The 24,438-nt window shown below is 72.0% G+C and carries 23 protein-coding genes and 2 pseudogenes; 13 read left to right on the plus strand and 12 right to left on the minus strand.

Annotated features, from left to right (window positions below; all coding sequences use genetic code 11):
* The first annotated feature begins 17 nt into the window (after window positions 1–17).
* Both AMETH_RS08745 and AMETH_RS08750 read left to right on the plus strand, forming a co-directional pair.
* On the plus strand, window positions 18–437 hold the full coding sequence (locus tag AMETH_RS08745; RefSeq protein ID WP_017987697.1) for a VOC family protein: 420 nt from the start codon (window positions 18–20) through the stop codon (window positions 435–437).
* Entirely contained in the window at window positions 434–1,189 is a 756-nt protein-coding gene (locus tag AMETH_RS08750; protein WP_017987698.1) for an SDR family NAD(P)-dependent oxidoreductase, read from the plus strand. The genes AMETH_RS08745 and AMETH_RS08750 overlap by 4 nt, the downstream gene beginning before the upstream one ends.
* Here AMETH_RS08750 and AMETH_RS08755 read toward each other — a convergent pair.
* Window positions 1,174–1,647: a MarR family winged helix-turn-helix transcriptional regulator gene (locus AMETH_RS08755; protein WP_017987699.1), complete on the minus strand. Its 474-nt coding sequence runs from the start codon at window positions 1,645–1,647 to the stop codon at window positions 1,174–1,176. The two genes, AMETH_RS08750 and AMETH_RS08755, sit on opposite strands and share 16 nt — an antisense overlap.
* 94 nt (window positions 1,648–1,741) lie before the next feature.
* Between AMETH_RS08755 and AMETH_RS08760 the strand changes: the two genes are divergently transcribed.
* Window positions 1,742–2,299, plus strand: a complete 558-nt coding sequence (locus tag AMETH_RS08760; protein ID WP_017987700.1) for a YceI family protein — start codon at window positions 1,742–1,744, stop codon at window positions 2,297–2,299.
* A gap of 70 nt (window positions 2,300–2,369) precedes the next feature.
* Entirely contained in the window at window positions 2,370–2,867 is a 498-nt protein-coding gene (locus tag AMETH_RS08765; RefSeq protein ID WP_017987701.1) for a VOC family protein, read from the plus strand.
* Here the strand turns inward: AMETH_RS08765 and AMETH_RS08770 are convergent.
* The 4 genes from AMETH_RS08770 to AMETH_RS08785 all read right to left on the minus strand — a co-directional run bounded on the left by AMETH_RS08770 (window position 2,864) and on the right by AMETH_RS08785 (window position 8,027).
* The gene (locus tag AMETH_RS08770) at window positions 2,864–5,170 is read right to left on the minus strand and encodes an FdhF/YdeP family oxidoreductase (RefSeq protein WP_026153941.1); all 2,307 of its coding nucleotides are present in this window, start codon (window positions 5,168–5,170) and stop codon (window positions 2,864–2,866) included. The genes AMETH_RS08765 and AMETH_RS08770 overlap by 4 nt on opposite strands.
* 5 nt (window positions 5,171–5,175) lie before the next feature.
* Complete coding sequence (locus AMETH_RS08775; protein WP_085929452.1) at window positions 5,176–6,513, minus strand: MFS transporter; 1,338 nt, start codon at window positions 6,511–6,513, stop codon at window positions 5,176–5,178.
* Window positions 6,514–6,574: 61 nt separating this feature from the next.
* Window positions 6,575–7,012 carry a MarR family winged helix-turn-helix transcriptional regulator gene (locus AMETH_RS08780; protein WP_017987704.1) on the minus strand — a complete coding sequence of 146 codons (438 nt, stop codon included), beginning with the start codon at window positions 7,010–7,012 and terminating at the stop codon, window positions 6,575–6,577.
* 40 nt (window positions 7,013–7,052) lie between these two features.
* Entirely contained in the window at window positions 7,053–8,027 is a 975-nt protein-coding gene (locus tag AMETH_RS08785; protein WP_017987705.1) for a hypothetical protein, read from the minus strand.
* A gap of 395 nt (window positions 8,028–8,422) precedes the next feature.
* Here AMETH_RS08785 and AMETH_RS08790 point away from each other — a divergent pair, with 395 nt between their 5' ends.
* Window positions 8,423–11,047, plus strand: a complete 2,625-nt coding sequence (locus tag AMETH_RS08790; protein ID WP_017987706.1) for a valine--tRNA ligase — start codon at window positions 8,423–8,425, stop codon at window positions 11,045–11,047.
* Window positions 11,048–11,706: 659 nt separating this feature from the next.
* On the opposite strand, the pseudogene AMETH_RS42465 reads toward AMETH_RS08790, so the two are convergent.
* Both AMETH_RS42465 and AMETH_RS08800 read right to left on the minus strand, forming a co-directional pair.
* Window positions 11,707–11,778: pseudogene (locus AMETH_RS42465) on the minus strand (mini-circle protein); the annotation flags it as partial.
* Between the two features lie 180 nt (window positions 11,779–11,958).
* On the minus strand, window positions 11,959–13,248 hold the full coding sequence (locus tag AMETH_RS08800; protein WP_017987708.1) for a hypothetical protein: 1,290 nt from the start codon (window positions 13,246–13,248) through the stop codon (window positions 11,959–11,961).
* Window positions 13,249–13,435: 187 nt separating this feature from the next.
* Between AMETH_RS08800 and AMETH_RS08805 the strand changes: the two genes are divergently transcribed.
* Window positions 13,436–13,882, plus strand: coding sequence for an ATP-binding protein (locus AMETH_RS08805; RefSeq protein WP_017987709.1), 447 nt, complete (start codon window positions 13,436–13,438; stop codon window positions 13,880–13,882).
* Here the strand turns inward: AMETH_RS08805 and AMETH_RS08810 are convergent.
* A complete protein-coding gene (locus tag AMETH_RS08810; RefSeq protein ID WP_017987710.1) occupies window positions 13,871–14,737 on the minus strand; it encodes an SGNH/GDSL hydrolase family protein in 867 nt (288 codons plus the stop codon). The genes AMETH_RS08805 and AMETH_RS08810 overlap by 12 nt on opposite strands.
* 88 nt (window positions 14,738–14,825) lie before the next feature.
* Here AMETH_RS08810 and AMETH_RS08815 point away from each other — a divergent pair, with 88 nt between their 5' ends.
* The 4 genes from AMETH_RS08815 to AMETH_RS08830 are packed head-to-tail and all read left to right on the plus strand — an operon-like array spanning window position 14,826 to window position 18,865.
* A complete protein-coding gene (locus AMETH_RS08815) occupies window positions 14,826–15,542 on the plus strand; it encodes a GntR family transcriptional regulator (RefSeq protein WP_017987711.1) in 717 nt (238 codons plus the stop codon).
* Window positions 15,539–16,534: an ADP-ribosylglycohydrolase family protein gene (locus AMETH_RS08820; protein ID WP_017987712.1), complete on the plus strand. Its 996-nt coding sequence runs from the start codon at window positions 15,539–15,541 to the stop codon at window positions 16,532–16,534. Before AMETH_RS08815 ends, AMETH_RS08820 begins: the two co-directional genes overlap by 4 nt.
* A 1-nt stretch (window position 16,535) precedes the next feature.
* On the plus strand, window positions 16,536–17,978 hold the full coding sequence (locus tag AMETH_RS08825) for a purine-cytosine permease family protein (protein ID WP_017987713.1): 1,443 nt from the start codon (window positions 16,536–16,538) through the stop codon (window positions 17,976–17,978).
* A complete protein-coding gene (locus AMETH_RS08830; RefSeq protein WP_017987714.1) occupies window positions 17,975–18,865 on the plus strand; it encodes a PfkB family carbohydrate kinase in 891 nt (296 codons plus the stop codon). Before AMETH_RS08825 ends, AMETH_RS08830 begins: the two co-directional genes overlap by 4 nt.
* Before the next feature lie 264 nt (window positions 18,866–19,129).
* Here the strand turns inward: AMETH_RS08830 and AMETH_RS08835 are convergent, their stop codons facing one another.
* Both AMETH_RS08835 and AMETH_RS08840 read right to left on the minus strand, forming a co-directional pair.
* Window positions 19,130–20,296 (minus strand): acyl-CoA dehydrogenase family protein, encoded by a 1,167-nt coding sequence (locus tag AMETH_RS08835; protein WP_017987715.1) that lies wholly within the window; start codon window positions 20,294–20,296, stop codon window positions 19,130–19,132.
* A complete protein-coding gene (locus AMETH_RS08840; RefSeq protein ID WP_017987716.1) occupies window positions 20,293–21,513 on the minus strand; it encodes an amidase in 1,221 nt (406 codons plus the stop codon). Before AMETH_RS08840 ends, AMETH_RS08835 begins: the two co-directional genes overlap by 4 nt.
* 71 nt (window positions 21,514–21,584) lie before the next feature.
* On the opposite strand from AMETH_RS08840, the gene AMETH_RS08845 reads away from it, so the two are divergent.
* Entirely contained in the window at window positions 21,585–21,860 is a 276-nt protein-coding gene (locus AMETH_RS08845; RefSeq protein WP_017987717.1) for a DUF2277 domain-containing protein, read from the plus strand.
* Here the strand turns inward: AMETH_RS08845 and AMETH_RS42470 are convergent.
* Both AMETH_RS42470 and AMETH_RS42475 read right to left on the minus strand, forming a co-directional pair.
* Window positions 21,848–22,066, minus strand: a complete 219-nt coding sequence (locus tag AMETH_RS42470) for a hypothetical protein (RefSeq protein ID WP_017987718.1) — start codon at window positions 22,064–22,066, stop codon at window positions 21,848–21,850. The genes AMETH_RS08845 and AMETH_RS42470 overlap by 13 nt on opposite strands.
* A gap of 116 nt (window positions 22,067–22,182) precedes the next feature.
* Window positions 22,183–22,401 (minus strand): annotated as a pseudogene (locus tag AMETH_RS42475) (class I SAM-dependent methyltransferase); the annotation flags it as partial.
* A 73-nt stretch (window positions 22,402–22,474) separates the two neighbouring features.
* On the opposite strand from AMETH_RS42475, the gene folC reads away from it, so the two are divergent.
* Window positions 22,475–23,944 carry a bifunctional tetrahydrofolate synthase/dihydrofolate synthase gene (gene folC, locus AMETH_RS08855; RefSeq protein WP_017987719.1) on the plus strand — a complete coding sequence of 490 codons (1,470 nt, stop codon included), beginning with the start codon at window positions 22,475–22,477 and terminating at the stop codon, window positions 23,942–23,944.
* Window positions 23,941–24,333, plus strand: a complete 393-nt coding sequence (locus tag AMETH_RS08860; RefSeq protein ID WP_017987720.1) for a DUF4233 domain-containing protein — start codon at window positions 23,941–23,943, stop codon at window positions 24,331–24,333. The genes folC and AMETH_RS08860 overlap by 4 nt, the downstream gene beginning before the upstream one ends.
* Window positions 24,334–24,438: the final 105 nt, after the last annotated feature.

Raw genomic sequence — 24,438 nt, forward strand, 5'->3', positions numbered from 1 at the left:
ACGATGAAGGAGGCACCATGACCCGCCCCGCGTTCCACCTCGCGATCCCGGTCGACGACCTCGGCCGCGCCCGGGAGTTCTACGGCGGGGTGCTCGGGCTGTCCGAAGGCCGCTCCGACGCCAAGTGGGTGGACTGGAACTTCCACGGCCACCAGGTCGTCACCCACGTGGTCGAGGGGGCGCGCAACGAGGCGGGCCGCAACCCGGTCGACGGCCACGACGTCCCGGTGCCGCACTTCGGCCTGGTCCTGACCGTCGAGGCCTTCCACGAGCTCGCCGGCCGCCTCAAGGACGCGGGCACGCGGTTCGTCATCGAGCCCTACCAGCGCTTCGCGGGCGAGCCGGGGGAGCAGTGGACCATGTTCCTGCACGACCCCGCGGGCAATGCGCTGGAGTTCAAGGCCTTCCGCGACGAGTCCCAGCTGTTCGCCAAGTGAGCCGCGGCGTCCTCGTCACCGGCGCGTCGGCGGGCCTCGGCCGCGCGATCGCCACGGCCTTCGCCGAGCGCGGCGACCGTGTCGCGGTGCACTACAACTCCAACCAGGCCGCGGCGGAAGCCACCCTGGCGGCGCTGCCCGGCGACGGCCACGCCCTGGTGCGGGGCGACATCCGGGAGGCCCGGCGCATCGCGGACGCCGCCGAAGACGCGCTCGGCGGGGTCGACGTCCTGGTCAACAACGCCGCCGTGGTGACCACCACCGAGACCGCGCACCCGCTCGCCGAGGCGACCTTCGAGCACTGGCGGGAGGTCTGGCGGCAGTCGGTCGAGGTGAACCTCCTCGGCGCGGCCGACGTCACGTTCTGCGTCGCCCGGCACATGATCGACCGCGGCGCGCGTGGACGCGTGGTCAACGTCGGCTCGCGCGGCGCCTTCCGCGGCGAGCCCGACCACCCCGCGTACGGCGCGACCAAGGCGGCGCTGCACTCGCTGGGCCAGTCGCTCGCGGTGCACCTCGCGCCACACGGAATCGCGGTGAGCACGGTCGCGCCCGGGTTCATCGCGACCGAGCGGGTCGCGGACTGGCTGACCGGCGAGCGGGGCGACGCGCTGCGGGCCCAGTCCCCGTTCGGCCGGGTCGCGGAGCCGCCGGAGATCGCCGCCGCGGTGGTCTACCTCGCCTCCGCCGAGGCCGAGTGGGCCTCCGGCGCCATCCTCGACCTCAACGGCGCCTCCTACCTGCGGTCCTGAGGACAGTCCTCCGGGCGGACCACCCGCAGGATCTGCTCGGAGATCGCCCGGAGGGCGTCCACCTGTTCGCGCGTGAGGACGTCGAACACCAGCTCGCGCACCGTGTCCACGTGGTGCGGCGCGGCCTGCTCGATCGCCTCCCGGCCCTCGCGGGTCAGCACGATGAACGCGCCGCGCGCGTCGTCCGGGCACTCCTCGCGCGCCACCAGCCCGCGCTTCTGCATGCGCCGCAGGTGGTGCGACAGCCTGCTCTTCTCCCAGTCCAGCGCCCTGGCCAGCTCGAACACCCGCACCCGGCCCTCCGGCGTGTCCGTGAGCTGGACCAGCACCTCGAAGTCGGGCAGCGACAGCTGGGAGTCCGCCTGCATCCGGCGGCCCAGCGCGGCGTTGAGGTGGCTCTGCATCTTCACGTACGCGCGCCACGCCTGCTGTTCACCGTCATCGAGCCATCGGGTCATGCCATCGAGTATAGCGGGAATAGTTGACGCGTCATCCAAGTTGTGTCACTGTGTCGATGACACATCAACCAGACCTTCACGGGAGGAACCCGCAATGACCACCCAGACCGGCTACGCGAACCTGACCGGCGAGTACACGCTCGACCCGACCCACACCCGGATCGGCTTCGTCGCCCGCCACGCGATGGTCACCAAGGTGCGCGGCGCGTTCAACGAGTTCACCGGCACCGCCCACATCGACGGTGACGACCCGGCCAAGTCGTCGGTGACGGTCGCCATCAAGGCGAACAGCATCGACACCCGCAACGCCGACCGCGACGCCCACCTGCGCAGCAACGACTTCCTGTCGATGGACGAGCACCCGGAGATCACCTTCGTCTCGACCTCGATCCGGCAGACCGGCGACGCGAGCTTCGACGTCACCGGCGACCTGACGATCAAGGGCATCACGAAGTCCGTCACGGTCCCGTTCGAGTTCGAGGGCACCGCCCAGGACCCGTTCGGCAACACGCGGATCGGCTTCGAGGGCTCGACCACCATCAACCGCAAGGACTTCGGCGTCACCTGGAACGCGGCGCTGGAGACCGGCGGCGTCCTGGTGAGCGACAAGGTCACCCTCGAGTTCGAGGTCTCCGCGATCAAGACCGCCTGACGCGGATGCCGGTGGTGCCCGGCGGGTAAGCCGGGCACACCACCTCCGCCACGAGAAGGGAACGCCAGCCATGACCTCCGTCGACCTCGACGCGGTCCGCCGGGAGCGCGACCGCATCCGCGACGCCCACCTCAAGCCAGTGGGGGAGCGGCCGGCGTCGTCGGCCCGCGGCCTCCACCACACGGCGCTGATCAGCAGCGACGTCGAGCGGACCGTCCGGTTCTACCAGGACCTGCTGGAGTTCCCGCTCACCGAGCTGATCGAGAACCGCGACTACCCCGGGTCGTCGCACTTCTTCTTCGACATCGGCAACGGGAACCTGCTGGCGTTCTTCGACTTCCCTGGCCTGGACGTGGGCCCGTACGCCGAGGTGCTCGGCGGGCTGCACCACATCGCCATCTCGGTCGACCCCGAGCGGTGGCAGCGGCTGGTCGCCAAGCTCGCCGAGGCCGGCGTCGAGCACGCGGTGCACAGCGACGTCTCGGTCTACTTCCGCGACCCCGACGGCGCGCGCATCGAACTCATCGCCGACCCGCTCGGCGAGATGTACGGCAACACCGTCCTCTAGGACGCGGGCTCCAGGCGGAGCACGATCGCCTTCGAGACCGGCGTGTTGGACTTCTTCGCCACCGAGTCCAGCGGGACCAGCGCGTTGGCCTCCGGGAAGTAGGCCGCCGCGCACCTGCGGGCCGTCGGGTACGCCACGACCCGGAAGTGCTCCGCCCGCCGCTCGCTGCCGTCCTCCCACTCCGACACCAGGTCGACCAGCTGGCCGTCGGCGAAGCCCAGCTCCGCCAGGTCGGCGGCGTTAACCAGCACCACCCGGCGCGCGTCCTCGATGCCGCGGTAGCGGTCGGACAGGCCGTAGATCGTGGTGTTGTACTGGTCGTGGCTGCGCAGCGTCTGCAGCAGCAGCCGGCCCGACGGCACGCGCGGGAACTCCAGCTCGCTGGTCGTGAAGTTCGCCTTGCCCGTCGAGGTGCGGAACGACCGCGAGTCGCGCGGCGGGTGCGGCAGGACGAACCCGTCCGGCTGCCGCACCTTCGCGTTGTAGTCCTCGCAACCCGGCACGACCTGCGCGATCCGGTCGCGGATCAGGTCGTAGTTCCCCTCGAAGTCCCGCCACGGCACGGCGTGGTCCGCACCGAACAGCTCGGTCGCGAGCCGGCAGATGATGGCCACCTCGGAGAGCAGGTGCTCGCTCGCCGGCTTCAGCCGCCCGCGCGAGACGTGCACGCACGACATCGAGTCCTCGACCGTGACGAACTGCTCGCCCGCGGCCTGCTCATCCCGCTCGGTGCGGCCCAGCGTGGGCAGAATCAGCGCGGTCCGGCCGGGAACCACGTGCGACCGGTTCAGCTTCGTCGACACGTGCACGGTCAGCTCGCACGACCGCAGCGCGCGCTCGGTCAGCCCAGAATCCGGGGTGGCGGCGGCGAAGTTGCCGCCCATGCCGATAAACACCTTGCCGCGGCCGTCGCGCATCGCGCGGATCGAGTCCACGGTGTCGAGCCCGTGCTTGCGCGGCACCGGGATGCCGAACTCGTCCTCCAGCCTGCTCAGGAACGACTCGGGCATCTTCTCCCAGACACCCATCGTGCGGTCGCCCTGCACGTTGGAGTGTCCGCGCACGGGACACAGGCCCGCACCCGGCTTGCCGATCATGCCGCGTGCGAACGCCAGGTTGCTGATCTCCTGGATCGTCGCGACCGCGTGCCGGTGCTGCGTGACACCCATCGCCCAGCAGTAGACGGTGCGCTCGGACGCCGCGATCATCCGCGCGATCCGCTCGATCTGGTCGCGGTCCAGGCCGGTGGCCTCGTCGATCGCCGCCCAGTCGATCTCGCGCAGGTTCTTGGCCCAGTCGTCGAAGCCGTGCGTCGAGGACTCGACGAACTCTCGGTCCACGATCGTGCCCGGCGCCGCCTCCTCCCAGGACAGCAGCAGGTGCCCGACCGCCTGGAACAACGCGAGGTCGCCGCCCAGGCGGATCTGCGCGAACTCGTCGGCCAGCGGGGTGCCCTTGCCGACCACGCCGCGCGGGTTCTGCGGGTTCTTGAACCGCATCAGCCCGGCTTCGGGCAGCGGGTTCACCGCGATCACCTTCGCGCCGCGGCCCTTGGCCTCTTCCAGCGCGGACAGCATACGCGGGTGGTTGGTGCCCGGGTTCTGGCCGACGACGACGATCAGGTCGGCGTGGTGGATGTCGGCGAGGCTCACCGAGCCCTTGCCGATGCCGTAGGCCTCCGACAGCGCCGCGCCGGAGGACTCGTGGCACATGTTGCTGCAGTCCGGCAGGTTGTTCGTGCCGAACGAGCGAACCAGCAGCTGGTACAGGAACGCGGCCTCGTTGCTGGTGCGGCCGGAGGTGTAGAAGATCGCCTCGTCCGGGCTGTCCAGCTCCTTGAGCTTGCCCGCGATCAGCCGGAACGCCTCGTCCCAGGCGATCGGCTCGTAGTGCGTGCCGCCCTCGCGCAGCACCACCGGCTCGGTGAGCCTGCCCTGCTGCCCGAGCCAGTAGTCGGTGCGGCCGTGCAGCTCCTCGACCGGGTGCTGGGCGAAGAACTCCCGCCCGACGCGTCGTTTCGTGGCCTCCTCGGCGACCGCCTTCGCGCCGTTCTCGCAGAACTCGGCGAGCTTGCGGTGCTCACCGTCCTCCGCGCGCGGTTCGGGCCAGGCGCAGCCGGGGCAGTCGAAGCCGTCGCGCTGGTTGAGCAGGCGGAGGGTCTTCACCGTGCGGCCGGCGCCCATCTGCTCGACACCACGCAGGAGCGACACCGCCACTCCCGGGATGCCCGCCGCCCATTCCTTGGGCTTGTGCACTTCGAGGGCGGCTTCGTCGATATCGGCGCGAGGAGCGTTGCGTGTCACGTTCACTATCTTGCGTCAGCGACTGCGTTCGCGCGAGTACCGAGTTGCCGGTCGGTCACCGTGACCGTGAACAGCACGGTGCCGATCACGATGAGCGCCGCGGCCAGTTCGTGCAGGCCGTGCGAGGTGGCGTGGTCGCCGAAACACAGCGCGATCAGCGTCGACGACCCGATCGCGCCGAGGTACTGCGCCGTGCGGAACAGGCCACTCGCGGTGCCCATCACCTCCGGCGGCACCTGGCCGTAGAGGACCGTCTGGTTGGTCACACTCGTCAGGCCCTGGCCCAGCCCGAACACCGCGGCGAGCACCACGAGCGCGCCGATCCACGTGCCGTCGTGCACGAACAGCAGCAGCACCGACCCGGCGAGCAGCGCCAGCGAGTTGACGACCAGCCGCCCCTTGAGCCGCGCCGGCTTGCCTGCCGACGCCGCGGCCAGCACGGCGGCCACCGACATCGGGGTCAGCAGCGCGCCCGCCGTCGATTCGGTGAGCCCGCGCGCGGATTCGAGCCACTGGACGTAGCCGAACATGATCGAGTAGACGATGAGGAACGCCAGCGCCTGGCGCAGGTAGGTGCGCAGGAGCGGGCGGTTGCCCGCCAGCATCCGCAGGTCGACGAACGGGCGCTCGGCGTGCAGCTCGACCCGGACGAACTGGGCGCCCAGCACCAGTGCGACGCCGAGCAGGTACAGGTCGGACACCGCTGGCGCCATCCCGTAGAGGAGCACCGCGAGCAGGGTCGCGGAGAACAGGGCGATCCCGGCGACGTCGATCGCCGCGCGCCGTCCGGCGCGCGGCGGGTCCTTGGGCACCCAGACGAGCGCGAGCACGAACGCGACCGCGGCGAGCGGGATGTTGACCGCGAAGATCGCCGGCCAGCCGGCCAGCCCGATCAGCGCGCCGCCCAGCGTCGGGCCGATGACCATGACGGTCTGCGAGGACATCGCGAGGACCGACAGGACGCGGCTCGGCACGCCGCCGCCGGTGGCGTCGGCGCGTTTGCGCAGCACCGCCATCGCGGCGGGGAAGCCGGCGCAGGTGCCGATGCCGAGCACGACCCGGACCGCGACCAGCCAGCCCAGCGAGAACGCGAGCAGGCCGCCGACACCGGCGGCGAACACGGTCACTGAGCCGGCCAGCAGCACGCGCCGCGCGCCGAACCGGTCGACGAACAGCCCGACGACGGGTTGCCCGACGGCCGTGGCCAGGTACAGCGAGGTGATCAGCCAGGCGGTTTCCCCAGGCCCGGCGCCGAACGCCTGGCCGATGGGCACCAGCGCCACGGCGATCAGGGTGGAGTTGACGGGGTTGAGCACCGCGCTGGCCACCAGGGGGAGGACCATGCGCGGCGGGTAGGCGGTTCGCGTGAGCTGTGTCGTCCGCTGGGACGTGGTCACCACTTCCTCATCGCTGCGCCAGCCTCGCGAGCAGGGGCAGTGCTTCGTCGATCTTGCGGCGCTCCTCGGCGGTGAGGTCGTCGGTCAGGGCGCGCGCCAGCCACTCCTCGCGGTGCTGGTGCACGCCCCGCACGGTCTTCTCGCCCAGGTCCGACAGGGCGACGAGCACGCGCCGCCCGTCGCGCGGGTCGCGGGTGCGGCTGAGGTAGCCCAGCTCGTCCAGCGCGCCCAGCGTGGCCGCCATGGACTGCTGCCGGACGTGCTCCGCCGCCGCGAGCTGCGCCTGGGTGGCCGGGCCGTCCCGGTGCAGCCGCGCGAGCACGGCCGACTGCGAGGGCGTCAGGACGCCCGCGTTGTCCACCTGGCGCAACCGGCGGTGCAACTGCCCGACGACGGCGCGCACCGCACCGGCGAGACGCGCAGCGTCGTTCGGCGCCCGGGTCATATAGACAGCCTAGACTGTTGAGTCTGGGCTGTCGAAGTGGTCAGGGTGTGCACCCTTCAGTCACCTCTGGTAGCGGTTTCGTCACGTCGTAGACAGCCGCTTCGTCGAAGGGCTCGTCCGAACCCTGCATCGTCTCGCTGTAGGCCGGCGCCAGGTAGCCCTTCTTCCACGCCTCGCACCCCATCCAGACGACGACGCCGCTGGTGCTCCCCACCGAAAGGCCGCGGAGGTCCTTCCGATGGCTGCTGCCGGTGAACTTGAAGTCCACCTCCCAGCGCAGGAAGACATCGATTTCTCCCGGAGCGAGGATTGGTGCGAAGGTGCCGGGGTCGAAGGGGTAGCCGACGGAATAACTGGCGTGGAGGTTCAGCGTGTCCCGGATTGGTCCCGGTGCCGCCGTGATGGTGCCGGAGATGCGGGGGTTGGCGGGCAGAAGGCGGTAGCCGTCGGCGGCGTAGGACACGATGTTCGCGAATTCGCTGGTCAGGCGCAGGTTCAGCATGTTCGCGTACAGGGAACGATTGCTCGGAGCGAGCAGATCTACCAACGCGGCGCCGTCGTGGCCTTCGATTGTCCGCCGGTCGAGTCTGCCGATGTGGATGAACTTCTTGACCTGGTCCACGGCGGTCTGCACCTCGCCGGCGCTGAACGCGCCGATCGGGCTGGCCGGCGGAAGGACAAGGCCGTCCACCGACTCGCCCCAGGTCGCCGCCGGGGTGTTGTCGAACGGGCGAGCGAGGTCGACCCGAGCGATGTCGGGCATCACCTGCGGCGCCGTCGGACGCATTTCGGCCGGTGGGGGCGCGCTGCCGTCGTAGTGGGCGGACGTCGAGCGGCCCCACTGGACGAGCCCGAACACCGCCCCGGCCACGACGACCAGCGACACGCCGGTCCAGGCGAGCCGCTTGCCCGTCCGGCGCTGGCGGCGCACGCCGGCCCGCGCCTGCTTCACCGCGCGCCGCTGCCACTCCGGGTCCCGCAGATCCGGGTGCTGCGCGATGTCGTAGTCGTCCACTTCGGACCCATCCTTCCGGTTCGATCTCGCCTTCTGATCGACTACGTCGGGCGAGTGTTACGGGGTTCGGGCGCCTGAGACCGATCCGCAAACAACGATGCGACGCGGCTCACGCGGCGGGCCCTTCGATGCGCAGGTCCGACCGCGCGGTCAGCCTCACGCGGGCCGGCGGGCAGCCGCCTGAGCTGCTCCGCGGTCGCGGCGACCTCGGCGGGGCCGGTGTGGCCGCCGTCACCAGGGCCGTCATCAGCCGCCGGCGGCGCCGGTTCCGCGGGGCCCGCGCCGGTGCTCGTGGGCGTCCATTTCGGACGCGCCGCCCCGGGCCGAAGATCGTCACCGGCCCGGGAGGCAATGCGGATGCGGCGCTGATTAGCAGGTTCGTACACTTACCGGTTGTGACGGAGAACGCCCCTGACCAGCAGCCCGCCCTCCCGGCCGCGTGGAACCCGGCCGACGAAGAAGCCGCCCTCTACCAGCGGTGGGTAGACGCGGGCTACTTCACGGCCGAGGCCGGGTCGGACAAGCCTCCGTTCACCATCGTGCTGCCGCCGCCGAACGTGACCGGCAGCCTGCACATGGGGCACGCGCTCAACCACACCCTGATGGACGTGATGACGCGCCGCCGCCGCATGCAGGGCTACGAGGTCCTCTGGCTGCCGGGCATGGACCACGCCGGCATCGCGACCCAGAACGTTGTCGAGCGCGAGCTGGCCAAGTCCGGCAAGTCGCGCCACGACCTCGGCCGCGAGAAGTTCGTCGAGCGCGTCTGGGACTGGAAGGCTGAGTACGGCGGCAAGATCCTCGGCCAGATGCGCCGCCTCGGTGACGGCGTCGACTGGTCGCGTGAGCGCTTCACCATGGACGAGGGCCTGTCCCGCGCCGTCCAGACCATGTTCAAGCGCCTCTACGACGACGGCCTGATCTACCGCGCCGAGCGCATCATCAACTGGTGCCCGCGCTGCCTCACCGCACTGTCGGACATCGAGGTCGAGCACTCCGAGGACGAGGGGGAACTCGTCTCCATCCGCTACGGCGACGGCGAAAACTCCATCGTCGTGGCCACCACCCGCGCCGAGACGATGCTGGGTGACACCGCGGTCGCCGTCCACCCGGACGACGAGCGGTACCAGCACCTGGTCGGCACCGAGGTCGAGCTGCCGCTGACCGGCCGCCGCATCCCGGTCATCGCCGACGAGCACGTCGACCCCGAGTTCGGCACCGGCGCCGTCAAGGTCACCCCGGCGCACGACCCGAACGACTTCGAGATCGGCCGCCGCCACGACCTGCCGATGCCGACGATCATGGACGAGCGGGCCACGATCACCGTGCCCGGCCCGTTCCAGGGGCTGGACCGGTTCGAGGCGCGCCCGGCGATCGTCGCGGCGTTGCGCGAGCAGGGTCGGATCGTCGCGGAGAAGCGCCCGTACCTGCACGCCGTCGGGCACTGCTCGCGGTGCGACACGGTCGTCGAGCCGCGGCTGTCGCTGCAGTGGTGGGTCAAGGTCGAGCCGCTGGCCCGCGCGGCGGGCGACGCGGTCCGCGACGGCCGCACCAAGATCCACCCGCCGGAGCTGGAGAAGCGCTACTTCGACTGGGTCGACAACATGCACGACTGGACGATCTCGCGCCAGTTGTGGTGGGGCCACCGCATCCCGGTCTGGTACGGGCCGAACGGCGAGACGGTGTGCGTCGGGCCGGACGAGCAGCCGCCGTCCGGCGAGGGCTGGACGCAGGACCCGGACGTCCTGGACACCTGGTTCTCCTCGGGCCTGTGGCCGCTGTCCACGCTCGGCTGGCCGGAGGAGACGCCGGACCTGGCGAAGTTCTACCCGACCAGCGTCCTGTCCACCGGCTACGACATCCTGTTCTTCTGGGTCGCCCGGATGATGATGTTCGGCCTGTACGGCGGCGGCGACGTCCAGCCGTTCGACCACGTCTACCTGCACGGGCTGATCCGCGACGCGCAGGGCAAGAAGATGTCGAAGTCGCGCGGCAACGTCATCGACCCGCTGGACTGGATGGACAGCTACGGCGCGGACGCCACCCGGTTCACCCTGGCCCGCGGCGCGAACCCCGGTTCGGACATGGCGCTGGCCGAGGAGTGGGCCGCCGGGTCGCGCAACTTCTGCACGAAGCTGTGGAACGCCACCAAGTTCGCGCTGATGAACGGCGCCACCGTGGCGACGCCGCTGCCGCCCGCCGCCGAGCTGACCGAGGCCGACCGCTGGATCCTCGGCCGCCTCGCGGGCACGGTGTCCGAAGTGGACGAGCTGCTGGAGGACTTCCAGTTCGCCAAGGCCGTCGACCGGCTCTACCACTTCACCTGGGACGAGCTGTGCGACTGGTACCTGGAGCTGGCGAAGGTCCAGATCGCCGGTGACCGGGCCGACAGCACGCGCGCGGTGCTGGGGCACGTGTTCGACACCGTGCTGCGGCTGCTGCACCCGGTGATCCCGTTCATCACCGAGAAGCTGTGGCGGGCGCTGACCGGCGGCGAGTCGGTCGTCATCGCCGACTGGCCGAAGGCGGACGCCTCCTACGCCGACGCGGCGGCCGACGCCCGCATCGCCGACGTGCAGAAGCTGATCACCGAGATCCGCCGGTTCCGGTCGGACCAGGGTCTCAAGCCCGGTCAGCGCGTGGCGGCACGCGTCAACGGCGCGGGCTTCGCCGACGTGTCCGCGCACGAGGAAGCGGTGCGTGCGCTGGCGCGGCTGACCGCCCCGGAGGACGGTTTCACGGCGTCCGCCTCGGTCGAGGTGAGCCTGTCCAGCGGGAACGTGCACGTCGAGCTGGACCTGTCCGGCGCGGTCGACGTGGCGGCCGAGCGCAAGCGGCTGGAGAAGGACCTGGCCGCGGCGCAGAAGGAGCTCAAGCAGACCGAGGGCAAGCTCGGCAACCAGGCGTTCCTGGACAAGGCGCCCGCCGACGTGGTCGAGAAGATCAAGGTGCGCCGGGACGCGGCGGCAGCCGACATCGAGCGGCTCACGGCGCGCCTGGGTTCGCTGCCCACGGCCTGATCACGCGTCCGGGACGGGCCCCGCGCCCGTCCCGGCGCCGTTGACGGCCCACGGAGCCGAGCTCGCGAGGCACCAGTCCGCGAACGGGCCGTCGGAGCGCGAGCCGTGACGAGGCCCGGATTCAGGTGATGCTGTCGAGGATTTCGGCGACGAGCTGCGGTTCTGACACGTGCGCGCAGTGAGTCCGGCGGTGCGCCGACGACATCCCGCCGGGCACGTCCGGCACCGCAGCCCGAGCCAGGCGAGGTGGCGAACCGCCAACCCGGCGGCGACGGCAGGCAGGAGCAGGCCGGCGCCGGAGTGCGTGGCCACGACCGGCCTGTCGAACTCGGCGGGAACCGGCCCCCGGACGGCCCGCATGCAGTCGGCCGCTCCCCACTCGGGGTGACCGCTCGGGAGATCCGGCGAGGCGCGCCGGTGACTGCGAGCGGTGAGGATCGTGGTGAGGCTGTCCCAGCCCGCCGGGGACTGGGTGGTGCCGTGCCGGACGACGAAGTCCATTCCGGCACGGTGCCCGCGTTCCGGTGCCGAGTTCCCGCCGGGCGGAGCTGCCGTCCGTGCCGGCATGGCAGGACACTCACCGGGGCGCTGGTCCCGCGCCGCGCGGTCTCCTCGATCATGTGCACGAGCAGCCAGCGCATCGACGGCGGCTCGGTCTTCCGCAGCGATCGCGCGCCCGGGCGATCCAGATCCGGGCAGGCGGACACGACCGCATTGCAGCGCTCGACCATCGCGCGGTATGGGCGAACAGCGTTTCGGCCGTGTCCGCGGGACCGGGGAACGCTTCGTCGTCCCGCAGTTCGACCTCTTCGCCCGCGTATGCCCACACGAACCAGTTGTGCTCGACCGCGATCAGGTGCTTCACGAGCCGCAGCAGGCTCGTGCCGGACGGGACCCCGGCGGTGCTCGTTCTAGGCGGGCGGGTAGACGAGGATGCTCTCGCCGCCGTTGGTGGCCGTGCCCAGGTACGCCGAGCCGGCCGCGACGCCGTCCGGGACCTTGGTGCCGTCGGGCAGCGGCGTCGCCTTGCCGGTGCTCAGGGACACGCTGACCGGGGTGTCGTCGCTGCCCGCGGTGCCGTAGGCCGTGTCGCCGCCGATCGCGCTCAGCTCGATCGCACGCCGGTCCGAAGTCTCCGCGAAGCAGCGGCCCTGCCCGGTCCACAGGTCGAACGCGACGCGACCGGCGAGCAGGTAGTGACCGGAGACAACCGGTTCGAGGCCGGACGGACCGTGGGCGGTCGCGCCGTCGAGGTCGCACTTCACCGAGCCGCGGACCTGTCCGGTCGCGGCGTCGTGCAGCGCCCACAACCACTCCGTGGGGTCCGCGGTCGGCCAGCCGGCGAGGACCGACTGCCCGCCGGGCGAATCGACGACCTCGACGTTGCGGAAGCCCTCGTTCGAACTCGCGCCGGCGGGCCTGACGTCGTCGCTGATCCACGCGCCTGGCACCCAGAACGACTGGAAGCCCTGCACCAGCGGTCCGCTCGCGGTCGCGCCGACCACGGCCATCCGGTCGGTGCAGGCGCCGATGGCGTGCGGGCACTCCTTCGGCGGGCGCAGCCCGGCGTCGTCCTCCGGGTAGCTGGTCATGCTGCCGTCCGCGACGCGCACCACGGTGACGGTGTCGCCGTTCTCCAGGAACACCCGGCCGTCGGATTGCGCCCAGTAGTCGCCGGACGCGACGGGCAGACTGACGTCCCGTTCGGGCGTGACCGCCGTGCCGGAGGAGTCCGTGCCGTACACGTAGAGGTGCGTGCTCCGCGACGGCTTGTCGACGCCGTTGTCCTCGCCCGTGCCGGTGGTGGCCAGCACCGCGTACTCGCGGCCGCCGTCGCTGGTCACGAACACGGTGGAGTCGAGGTCGCCCTCCGGTTCCGGCACCGGCACGCTGCGCCACCGGACCGCCCCGGTGACGGCGTCGTGCGCGACCACGTGCACCCCGTCCGGCCCGCTCGCCCGCACCAGCAACAGGCGGGCTTCCGGCGCGCCGGTCGGGCGCGCGTACTCGACGTCCTGGTCCGCGCTGATCGACCAGCCGCGCGCGGCGTCGAACTCGGCCGGAAGCGGTTCCCGCGGCGCGGACGGCGCGGAGCTGCTGGACACCGGCGGCGCGGCCGCTCGCCCACCGTCGGAACCACATCCGGCGAGCACCACGACCGCGCAGGCCGCCGCCAGTACACCCGTCACCTTGTACGACACGTCACCGCTCCCAGTTGATCATCGAACCGGAGCTGGGACGCGGGTGGGGCGCGCCCGGTTCCGGGCTGGTCAGCGTGGGAAACGGCAAATCAGTGGAATTGCCAGGGAAGGGCACAAGGACCCTTCAGCGGGTCACCCGGAGGTGTGAAGATGGACGAACCTGTAGGTGTTCGAGTGGGGAAGACCGATGGACAGGACTCCCGGGCCGTCGGGGTGCACCGAGACCAGCCTGCACTGCCGCTGGCCGGCTTCGCCCCGGGACATCACGGCGCTGCGGTACGAGCTCGTGCGCTGGGCACAGGACCTCGACCTCCCGGGTCACCTCGCGCACGCGATCGGTCTCGCCGGCTACGAGGCGTTGACGAACTCGGTGACCCACGCCTACCCGGCGGGGACGGACGGCCCGGTCGAACTGCACGCGAGCCGGGACCACGACCTGATCGCCGTCACCGTCATCGATCGAGGCCGCTGGAAGACACCGCCGCCGGGGCGCTCGATGTCCGACGGCCGCGGGCTCCGGCTCATCCGCGGGCTGGCCGGGCACGTCGAGGTCATGGCGACCGACGAGGGCACCACGGTGTCGATGACCTGGCAGCTGCCGAACCACCTCGGGTTCGAGCGGTCAATCGCGTAGTTGCGCGTACGTCACCGCGGCGACGCCCTGCATCCCGGTGAAGAACGGGTGGTAGTTCGCGGCCCACGGCTTGAGGTCCTTGCCGTTGATCCACGCCTGCCCCGGCGGGGCGCACGCGTCGTGGCCCAGCGACGGCCCGAAGGTGTCCACATAGGACGCGTCGCCGTCGTCGGCGACCGCCTTTTCCAACGCCGCGTTGAGTTCTTCTTCCACGCTGTTGAGCCATGGGTAGTCGCCGTCGGCGAAGGGCAGCACGTCCGGGCAGGTGCCCGACGGCGGCGCGATGCGCGGGTAGCCGATCACCAGCACCTCGGCCTCCGGCGCGCGGTCGTGGATCTCGCCGAGCACCGCGGTGACGTTCGCCTGCGTCTGCGGCAGCCTGGCCTTGATCGTGTCGACACCGTCGACCGTGAAGTGGCGCTCGCAGGGGTTGCCCGTGGGATCGGAGGCGCGCAGGCCGGGGCAGGTGCCGATGATCGTGCCGAACACGCCGTAGTCGTTGCCGCCGATGCCGAGCGTGACCAGGTCGGTGTCCGGGCGCAGGGCGTCCAGTTGCGGTGGGTTCGGGCCGAGGATCACGTCCTGCGGGGCGACCATGTCGTGGGTGTCCGCGCCGCTGCACGACACGTCGGTGAACGAGCCGACCCGCAAGGCGATCGCCAGCAGCGACGGGTAGTTCCCGGTCGAGCGGAGGCAGCCGACGGGGTCCAGGCGCTGCAGCGGGATCAGCGGGCCTGCCGTGTAGGAGTCGCCGAGCGCGACGTAGTGCCGGTAGCGGGGTTCGGCGGACGCGGTGAGCGTCGAGGCGAGCAACGTGCAGGCGGCGACCAGGAGGACGAACATGCTGCGGCGCATGGGTAGTTCATAGCTCCGGGCGGGCCGGTGTGCCGCCGCCATTCGGGTGGGCTCGCGTTCCCTCACCTGTCCGGGGTAATGTACAGGTATGGACAGGACTGAACAGGTCGGCTTTTCCAAGCGGCACCGCCTGGTCACCGATCTCGCCGAGCAGATCCGGTCGGGCCGGCTGGCGCGCGGCGAGCGGTTGCCCGGGGAGCACCAGCTGGCGCAGCGGTACCAGGTCAGCCGGGGCACGGTCCGCAGCGCTCTGTCCGAACTGCAGCGACGCGACCTGATCGCGACGGAAAGCGGTGTCGGTTCGTTCGTCACCTTCGACGGCGTCGAGCTGGACCAGGCCGTCGGCTGGGCCACCGCGCTCGCGCGGTCCGGGTTCGAGATCACCACCGATCTGCTGGCGATCGAGCGCGTGCGCGACGACGCCCTCGCCGAACGCTTCGGGGTCGAGTCGTTCGTTTCGATCCGCCGGTTGCGCCGCGACCAGGCCGCCGGCCCGGTGTCGCTGGAAGTCGCGCTCGTCCCGGGCGCCGGCGCGCTCGCCGGGCTGCCGGAGCGGGGCCTGGTGCGCGGCTCGCTGACCGCGACGCTCGCCGACGCCGGTTTGCGCGCCGAAGGTGGTGAGCAGTGGATCGGCACCGAGGCGCTGACCCCGGAGACCGCGGCGCTGCTGGAACGGCCGGCAGGCACGCTGTTCCTCCGCGCGGTCCGCACGAGCACCGACGCGGCGGGCGGCCTCGTCGAGCACGTCGTCAGCCTCCTGGACCCGGCGCGGTTCCAGTTCCACCTCACGTTCGGCCGCCGGTGAGCGCGCGGGACCGGGCGCTCGGCGCGTTCGCCGGGCTCGCCCTCGGTGACGCGCTGGGCATGCCGACGCAGTCGATGTCGCGAGCCGAGATCACCCGCCGCTACGGGCGGATCGAGACGCTCGTGGACGCCGTGGCGGACCAGCCGATCGCGCCCGGCATGCCGGCCGGGTCCATCACAGACGACACCGAACAGGCCCTGCTGCTGGCGCGGCTGCTCATCGACGGCGACGGCCGGATCGACCCGCTGGTGTTCGCCCGCGCGCTGCTCGACTGGGAAGCCGACATGATCCGGCGCGGCTCGGCCGACCTGCTCGGCCCGTCCACGAAACGCGCGCTGGACCTGCTCCAGTCGGGCGCCGACCCGGCCGAGGCCGGGCGCGGGGGCAGCACGAACGGCGCCGCCATGCGGATCACGCCGGTGGCGATCGCGACCCCGCCGGAGCTGGACTGCCTGCTGGACGCCGTGACCGAAGCCAGTCTGGTCACGCACAACTCGAGCCTCGGCATCGCCGCGGCCGCGGCCGTCGCGGCGGCCGTGTCCGCGGGAGTGGACGGCGCGTCCCTGCCCGAAGCGCTCGACCACGCCGAAGCGGCGGCCGCGGCCGGTGCCGGCCGCGGCGCCTGGAGCGCGGGTGGCGACATCGCGGCCCGCATCCGCTGGGCCCGCGGCTGGGTGTCCGGACTGGACTCCGCGACCCTCGCCGACGCCGTCTACCAGGTGATCGGCACCTCGGTCGCGGCGCAGGAATCGGTGGTCGCCGCGATCGCGCTGGCGCAGGCGCTGGGCGAGCGGCCCGCCGACGCCCTCACCCTCGCCGCCGGACTGGGCGGCGACACCGACACCGTCGCCGCGATGTGCGGCGCGATCCTCGGCGCGCAGCACGGCTTCGCCGGACTGCCCGCCGGACCGGTCGGCACCGTCCTCACGGTCAACCGGCTGGACCTCGGCCCCGTCGTCGACGGGCTGCTGGAACTTCGTGGAAGGAAGTGACATGGCGACTGACACCGCTGTCGAGTCCCGCGCGGGTGCACTGGAGACCCGCGGCATCGAACCGGTCCCCGAGGCCGAACGCACCGGCAGGCCGGGGCAGCTGTTCTGGGTGTGGTTCGCCGCGAACATCTCCATCCTCGGTCTGCCGCTCGGCGCGACGCTGGTCGCGATCCAGGGGCTGACGTTCTGGCAGGCCGCGATCGTCGCGGTGATCGGGTCGGTCGGGTCGTTCGCGATCGTCGGCGCGGTGTCGATCGCCGGGCGGCGCGGGGGAGCGCCGGGCCTGACGTTGTCCCGGGCGGTGTTCGGAGTGCACGGCAACGCCGGGCCGACCGTGGTGTCGCTGCTGTCGCGGCTGGGCTGGGAGACGGTCAACACCACGACCGCCGCGTTCGCCCTGTTGTCCTTGTGCGCCATCGTGTTCGGCACCGCATCGGACGCGAAGGCCACGCCGGTGCTGACCATCGCCTGCATCGCGGTCTTCGTCGCCTGCACCGTGGTGGTCTCCGGGCTCGGGCACGCGGTGCTGGTCGCCGTGCAGCGCTGGGCGACGTGGATCTTCGGCGCGCTCAACATCGTCGTCGCGGTGAACCTGGTCGCGACCATCGACTGGAGCGCCGTCGGGTCCGCCGAGCCGGCGTCGGTCGGCGCGATGATCGCCGGGGTCGGGACGATCGCGGCCGGCACCGGCATCGGCTGGGCGAACGCCTCGGCCGACATGTCGCGTTACCAGTCGCCCGCGGTGCGCAACGGGTCGCTCGTGCTGTCCGCCGCCGCGGGCGCGGGGATCCCGCTGGTGCTCCTGATCGGCCTTGGCAGCCTGCTCTCCGCGGGTGACCCCACGCTCGCGCAGGCCGACGACCCGGTCGCCGCGATCCGGTCGATGCTGCCCGCGTGGATGGCGGTGCCGTACCTGCTGGCCGCGTTCGGCGGGCTCCTGCTGTCCAACCACCTGTCGGTGTACTCCGCGGGACTGACCACGCTGACTCTGGGCATCCGGATCAAGCGGGTGTACGCGGTGGTGGTCGACGTGATCGTCACCTTCGCCGGGGCCGCGTACTTCATGCTGGTCGCGGACAACTTCTACGGGCCGTTCATCGCGTTCATCAGCCTGCTCGCGGTGCCGATCACCGCGTGGGTCGGCGTGTTCGGCGTGGACATGCTGCGCCGCAGGCACTACGACCCGGCCGGGCTGATGGACCTGCGCCGCACCAGCGTGTACTGGTACCGGGCCGGGATCGAGCCGCGTGCGCTGCTGGCGTGGGCCGCGGGCATCGTCACCGGGTACCTGTTCACCACCGCCGGCACCGGCGAGGACGTGTGGTTCACCGGGCCGTTCGCGAACACCTGGCCAGGGCAGAACGGGCTGGGCTGGCTGATCACGCTCGTCGTGGCGGGCGGCCTGTACGGGCTACTCGGCGGCGCGCGGACGGCGTCGAAGTGAGCAGGCTCGTCCACACCGGACAGGTGATCGTCGACCTGGTGCTGCGGGTGCCGGAGCTGCCGAGGCGCGGCGGTGACGTCCTCGCGGATGGGATGGACCTGACTCCCGGTGGTGGCTTCAACGTGATGGCCGCCGCGGCCCGCTCCGGCGCCGAGGTGGTCTACGCCGGCGCCCACGGAACGGGCCGGTTCGGCGACGCGGTCCGGGCTGCGCTGGCGGCGGAGGGAATAACGGTGGCGCAAGCTCCGCTGTCCGATGTGGACACCGGGGTGTGCGTGGTGCTGGTCGATTCCGGTGGCGAGCGGACGTTCGTGACCGGGACCGGCGCCGAGGGGATGCTCGCGCCGGGGCGGCTGGACGACGGGCCGGTGGCGGCGGACGACCTGGTGTACGTCAGCGGGTACTCGCTGGCGCACGCCCCGAACCGCGCGACGCTGGCGGCGTGGCTGCCGACCGTGCCGGCGCGGGTGCTGCTCGACCCGGGTCCGCTCGCCGCCGACCTGCCGCTGGACGTCGTGCTGCCGCACGTGGACATCCTGAGCTGCAACGCCGCGGAGGCTCGTGCGCTGTCCGGAAAGGACTCGCTGACGGAGGCTGCGTTGGCGCTCGGCGGAACGGTCGTCGTCCGCGACGGCCCCGCCGGCTGCCTGCTGGCCGAGAACGGCGACGTGCGGACGATCCCCGGTTTCCCGGTGGAGCCCGTGGACACCAACGGCGCGGGCGACGCGCACTGCGGCGTCCTCGCGGCGGAGCTGCTGGCGGGCGCCGACCTGGCCACGGCGGCCTACCGGGCGAACGCGGCCGCCGCGATGGCCGTGCTCCGCCGCGGCCCCGCCACGGCCCCCGGCCGCCAGGAGATCGACGAGTTCCTGGCGGCCCGCGCGTAGGGCGGCGCCGCTCAGGCCCGGCGCGGCGGCGGCACGAAGGGCGCGCTGCGCGAGCCCGGCGTGCTCGCTGACCGGTCCGGGTGGTTCCTCCCGGCGCAGCGGTAGGCGCTCTGCCTGGCGGCGACCGCGGGCCTTCTCGCGCCCTGGCGCGGTGTCGGTGCTCGCGGTGGCTGCCGTGCCGGCGAAGCGCGCTCGGCCACGGCGGCGAGGAACTCGCCGCTCTGCGGACGGCAGGCCTGCTCGCGGCCGGCCGGCGAGCCCGGCTCAGCGGTAGGCGCTCTGCCCGGTCAGCAGCTGCCCGAGCACCAGCGTGTGGATCTCCTCCGTGCCCTCGTACGTCAGCACGCTCTCCAGGTTGTTCGCGTGCCGCAGCACCGGGTACTCCAGGCTGATCCCGTTCGCGGCCAGGATCGTGCGCGCCGTGCGGGCGATGTCGATCGCGGTGCGCACGTTGTTCAGCTTGCCGAAGCTGACCAGCTCGGGCGGCAGCTCGCCGGCGTCCTTGCGGCGCCCGAGGTGCACCGCGAGCAGCATGCCCTGGTTCAGCTCCATCGCCATCCCGACCAGCTTCTGCTGCGTCAGCTGGAACCCGCCGATCGGGCGGCCGAACTGCTCTCGCGTCGACGCGTAGTCGAGTGCGCTTTCGTAGCACGTGCGGGCCGCGCCGAGCGCCCCGAACAGGATGCCGAACCGCGCCTCGGACAGGCAGGACAGCGGCCCCTTCAGCCCGGTCACGCCGGGCAGCACCGCGTCACCGGGCAGGCGCAGGTCGTCGAACGACAGCTCGGCCGTCGCGGACATCCGCAGCGACAGCTTGTGCTTGATCTCCCGCGCGGTGAACCCCGGCGTGTCCGTCGGCACCACGAACCCGCGCACGCCGTCGTCGGTGCGCGCCCACACCACGGCGACGTCGGCGAGGGTGCCGTTGGTGATCCACATCTTGGACCCGTTGAGGATCCAGTCGCCACCGTCGCGCTTGGCGAACGTGCGCATGTCGCCAGGGTCGGACCCGCGGTCGGGCTCGGTGAGGCCGAAGCAGCCGATCGCCTCGCCGCGCGCCATCGCCGGCAGCCAGCGGTCCTTCTGCTCGTCCGAGCCGTACTTCCAGATCGGGAACATCGCCAGCGAGCCCTGCACGGACACGAAGCTGCGCAGCCCGCTGTCACCGGCCTCCAGCTCCAGGCACGCCAGGCCGTACGCGGTGGCGCTGGTGCCCGCGCAGCCGTACCCGGTGAGGTGCATGCCGAGCAGGCCCATCTCGCCGAGCTGCCCCACGAGGTGCTTCGGGAACGTTGCGTCCTCGAACCACTGGCCGGCGTGGTCGGCGACCTCCTTGCGGACGAAGGTCCGCACCGTGTCCGCGATCTCGCGCTCCTCCTCGTTCAGCAGGTCGCGGATGCCGAGCAGGTCACGGGGGTCGGGCTTCGTCATGACGGCGTTCTTCCTGTGCGGGCCCGTGCCAGGGCGCGGGCGGGTGGACCGGTTTCGATCACTCCGCCGAGCAGGCAGAGCAGGGCTTCCTGTCGCCGCGGCCCGACGAGCTGCGCGCCGGCCGGGAGGCCGGCGCCGGTCAGCCCCGCCGGGACCGTCAGCGCGGGATGCCCGCTGACCGAGGCTAGTGCCGTCAGCCGGTAGTAGGCGTTCTCGAGTGACTCCGCTCGCCCGCCGAGCTCGACCGTGTCGGTGCCGGCGGGCGCCGCGGTGACCGGCAGGGTTGGCATCAACAGGGCGTCGACTTCGCGGAACACCGCGTCCACCTCGTCGGCGATCTCGGCGGCGCGGGCGCGGGCGGCGTCGTAGTCGTCCCGGCTCACCTCGGTGCCCGCCTTGAGCTGCCCGATCGCACGGCCACGCAGGCCGGACGGGTCGTCGGAGTAGGCCCGCCACCACTGCTGGGCGGACTCGTACAGCATGGTCGTGAACCCGGCCGAGCGCGCGTGCCGGGCGCCCAGCGGCAGCTCGGCCGGCACGATCTCCGCGCCGGCCGCGCGCAGGGTCCCGGCGGCCGACTCGAACACCTCCAGCACCTCGGGGTCGACCTTGCCGCGCCACAGGTGCTCCGGCCAGCCGAGGCGCAGGCCCTCGACCGTGTCCGGCGCGGGTTCACCCGCACCGGCCAGGATCCGGTGCACGGTGAGGCAGTCCGCCGCCGTCCGCGCGATCGGCCCGACGGTGTCCATCGACGGCACGAGCGGAGTCACCCCGCGCATCGGCACGGTGCCGTGCGTCGGCCGCAGCCCGGCGACCCCGCACAGCGCGGCCGGGATTCGGATCGAGCCGCCGGTGTCGGTGCCCAGCGCGACCGGCACGTCCCCGATGGCGACGGCGACCGCCGAGCCGCCGCTCGACCCGCCCGCGTCCCGGTCCGGCGCCCACGGGTTGCGGCAGCCGGGTGTGCGGACCGACCACGCCAGCTCCGGCACCGTGGTGCGGGAGACGGGGACGTACCCGGCGGCACGCATCCGGGCGACCACCTCGGCGTCATCGGCCGCGACGTGGTGCCCCAGTCCGGGCGTGCCGTTGCGCGTCTTCTGGCCCGCGACGTCGAGGAAGTCCTTGACCGCGAAGGGGATTCCGGTTTCCGGGTGGGGAAAGCGCTCGACGTAGGCGCCGAAGTCGGTCGACAGCGCGCACACCTCCTCGTGCACGGGGGCTTTCCGGAGAGCTTGCCCGATCAGTGTGACCCCGTCGAGGGTGCGGCGCGCGTAGTCTCGGCCACATGTGCCGAAACATCACGGTGCTCCGCGGGCTGGAGCCGTCGGCCACGGCGGAGGAGATCGAGGCCGCCGCGCGCCAGTACGTGCGCAAGGTGACCGGGGTGCAGACCCTGTCCGACGCCACGCGCGAGCCGTTCGAACGGGCCGTCGCGGAGATCGCCGAGATCACCACGCGGCTGCTCGGCGAGCTGCCCGCGCGCCGCCAGCCGCCCACGACGGTGCCCCCGTTGCGCCGGCCCGAGGTGCGCGCGCGGATCGCCGCGCGTCAGGCCCGGTAGAGCAGCAGGTAGCGGAAGAACAGCAGCGGCCGTACGCTCGATCCGGGCAGTAGCCGTGCGGAGTCGCGCCGCACCTGCGTCATCGTCGTGTCCCAGTCGCGCACCGGCGCCTTCGCGACCGGGTCCGGACCGCCGTTGAGGTGCTCACCCGCCGCCACGACCAGCCGCGCCGCCAGGTTGGCCGGCGGCGCGAGCAGGCCCCACATCGCCCAGTCCGCGGCCGAGCGCGGCCAGCACCCCGCCCGGGGTTGAGGGCGGCCCGCAGCACGTGGTGCAGCGAGGCGAGGCGCGAGATGAAGTCGTAGCGGTCCAGCTCCGCCGTCGTGACGTCCCCGTTCCGGTAGGTGATGCCGGGGCCGAGCGCTCGTGCCGCGGCGACGACCTCCGCGGACGGGTCGATCCCCTCGACGGCCAGACCCGCCGCGGCCAGCTTGCGGGTGAACCGTCCCGCGCCGCACCTCACGTCCAGCGCGGTGCGCGTCCCGGCGGGCACGTGCCGCAGCAGCAACCGGTGGTAGGCGTGGTTGTGGTCGAACGGCATGCAGCCCAACCTGCCAGGACCCGCGAAAGTAGACTCGGTCGGGTAGTCAACCCCGGCCGAAGAGGGAGAACGCGTGACATCGGGCGAGGACGAGGAGTACCCGGCGGAGCTGTCCAGCGGAGGCAACTTCGTAGCCGGGCCCCTGCCCGACGATCCGGCCGAGATCGACCCGGTCGACCTGGAGGAGATCGAGCGACAGGCCCGCCGTGAGCTGCTGCGCGTCGAGGCCGAACTGAATCAGCGCTGGCCGGAGACGAAGATCGAGCCGTCGCTCGACCGCATCGCCGCGCTGATGACCGTGCTGGGCGACCCGCAGAAGACGTACCCCGTCATCCACGTCGCGGGCACCAACGGCAAGGGCTCGGTCACCCGCATGATCGACGCGCTGCTGTCCCGCCTCGGGCTGCGCGTGGGCCGCTACACCAGCCCGCACCTGCAGCTGGTCACCGAGCGGATCGCCGTCGACGGCGCTCCGATCGCGGCGTCCAAGTACGTCGACATCTACCGCGACATCGCGCCCTACATCGGCATGGTGGACAACGCGGGCGGCCCGAAGATGAGCAAGTTCGAGGTGCTCACCGGCATGGCGTTCGCCGCGTTCGCGGACGCGCCGGTCGACGCCGCGGTGATCGAGACCGGCATGGGCGGCACCTGGGACGCCACCAACGTCGCGGACGGGCAAGTCGCGGTCATCACGCCGATCGGCCTCGACCACATCGACTACCTGGGCAGCGACCTCGGCGGGATCGCGGGCGAGAAGGCCGGGATCATCAAGGCGGGCAGCGTCGCGATCCTCGCCGAGCAGGAGCCGGACGCGCAGCGCGTGCTGCTGGAGCGCACCGTCGAGGTGGACGCCACGGTGGCGCGCGCGGGCAGCGAGTTCGGCGTGCTGCGGCGCGAGATCGCGGTCGGCGGCCAGATGCTGAGCCTGCAGGGCCTCGGCGGTGTCTACGACGAGATCTTCCTGCCCCTGCACGGCGCGCACCAGGCCAACAACGCGCTGCTGGCGCTGGCCGCGGTCGAGGCGTTCTTCGGCGCGGGCAAGGACAGGCGGCTCGACATCGAGGCCGTGCGCGAGGCGTTCGCGGCGGTGGAGATCCCGGGGCGCCTGGAGCCCGTCCGCGCCGCGCCCACGGTCCTGCTGGACGCGGCCCACAACCCGCACGGCGCGCGGGCGCTGGCCACCGCCATCGAGGAGGAGTTCGCGTTCCGCAGGCTGGCCGCGGTCATCGGGGTGCTCGAGGACAAGGACGTGCGCGGCGTGCTGGAGGCGCTCGAACCGGTGGTCTCCGACGTGGTGGTCACCAAGAACAGCTCGCCCCGCGCGATGCCGCTGGACGAGCTGAACGAACTGGCGCTGGCGGTGTTCGGGGAGGACCGGGTGGTCGCCGAGCCCAGCCTGGACGCGGCGGTGGAGACCGCGGTGGCGCTGGTCGAGGAGAGCGACGGCGGCGAACCGCTGGCCGGTGGCGGCGTGCTGATCACGGGTTCCGTCGTCACGGTCGGCGACGCGCGGACGTTGTTCGGGAAGGAGCCCGCGTGAGCGAGGAGAAGACGGTCCGGCCCCCGGCGAAGGACCCGATGAAGTCCTTCCGCGGCGTGATGGCCGGGACGCTGATCTGCGAGGCCATCACGGTCGGCCTCGCCCTGCCGGTGATCGCCAACCTGGGCGGCGGCATCGGCACCCTCGCGGGCTGGGGGATCATCGTGATCGCCGTCCTGCACGTGCTGCTGTGCGGCGTCCTGAAGCGGCGCTGGGCGGTGCCGGCGATCCTGGTGCTGCAGGTCGCGCTGGTCGCGTACTTCGTCGACACGGTGGCCATCGGCGTCATCGGCCTGCTGTTCCTCGCGTTCTGGCTGTGGGCGCTGTGGCTGCGCAACGACGTGGCCCGGCGCATGGCCGAGGGCCGTCTGCCCAGCCAGCAGCAGTAGCGGCGATCCGAATAGAGAGCGGTGCTCTTGACAAGGGCGCTCCGCTGGGTCATTCTTGTCTTGTGAGATCACTGCTCTCGAAATGGACAACCGATCTCGGAGGAG

It is taken from the genome of Amycolatopsis methanolica 239, assembly GCF_000739085.1.
Taxonomy (GTDB): domain Bacteria; phylum Actinomycetota; class Actinomycetes; order Mycobacteriales; family Pseudonocardiaceae; genus Amycolatopsis_E; species Amycolatopsis_E methanolica.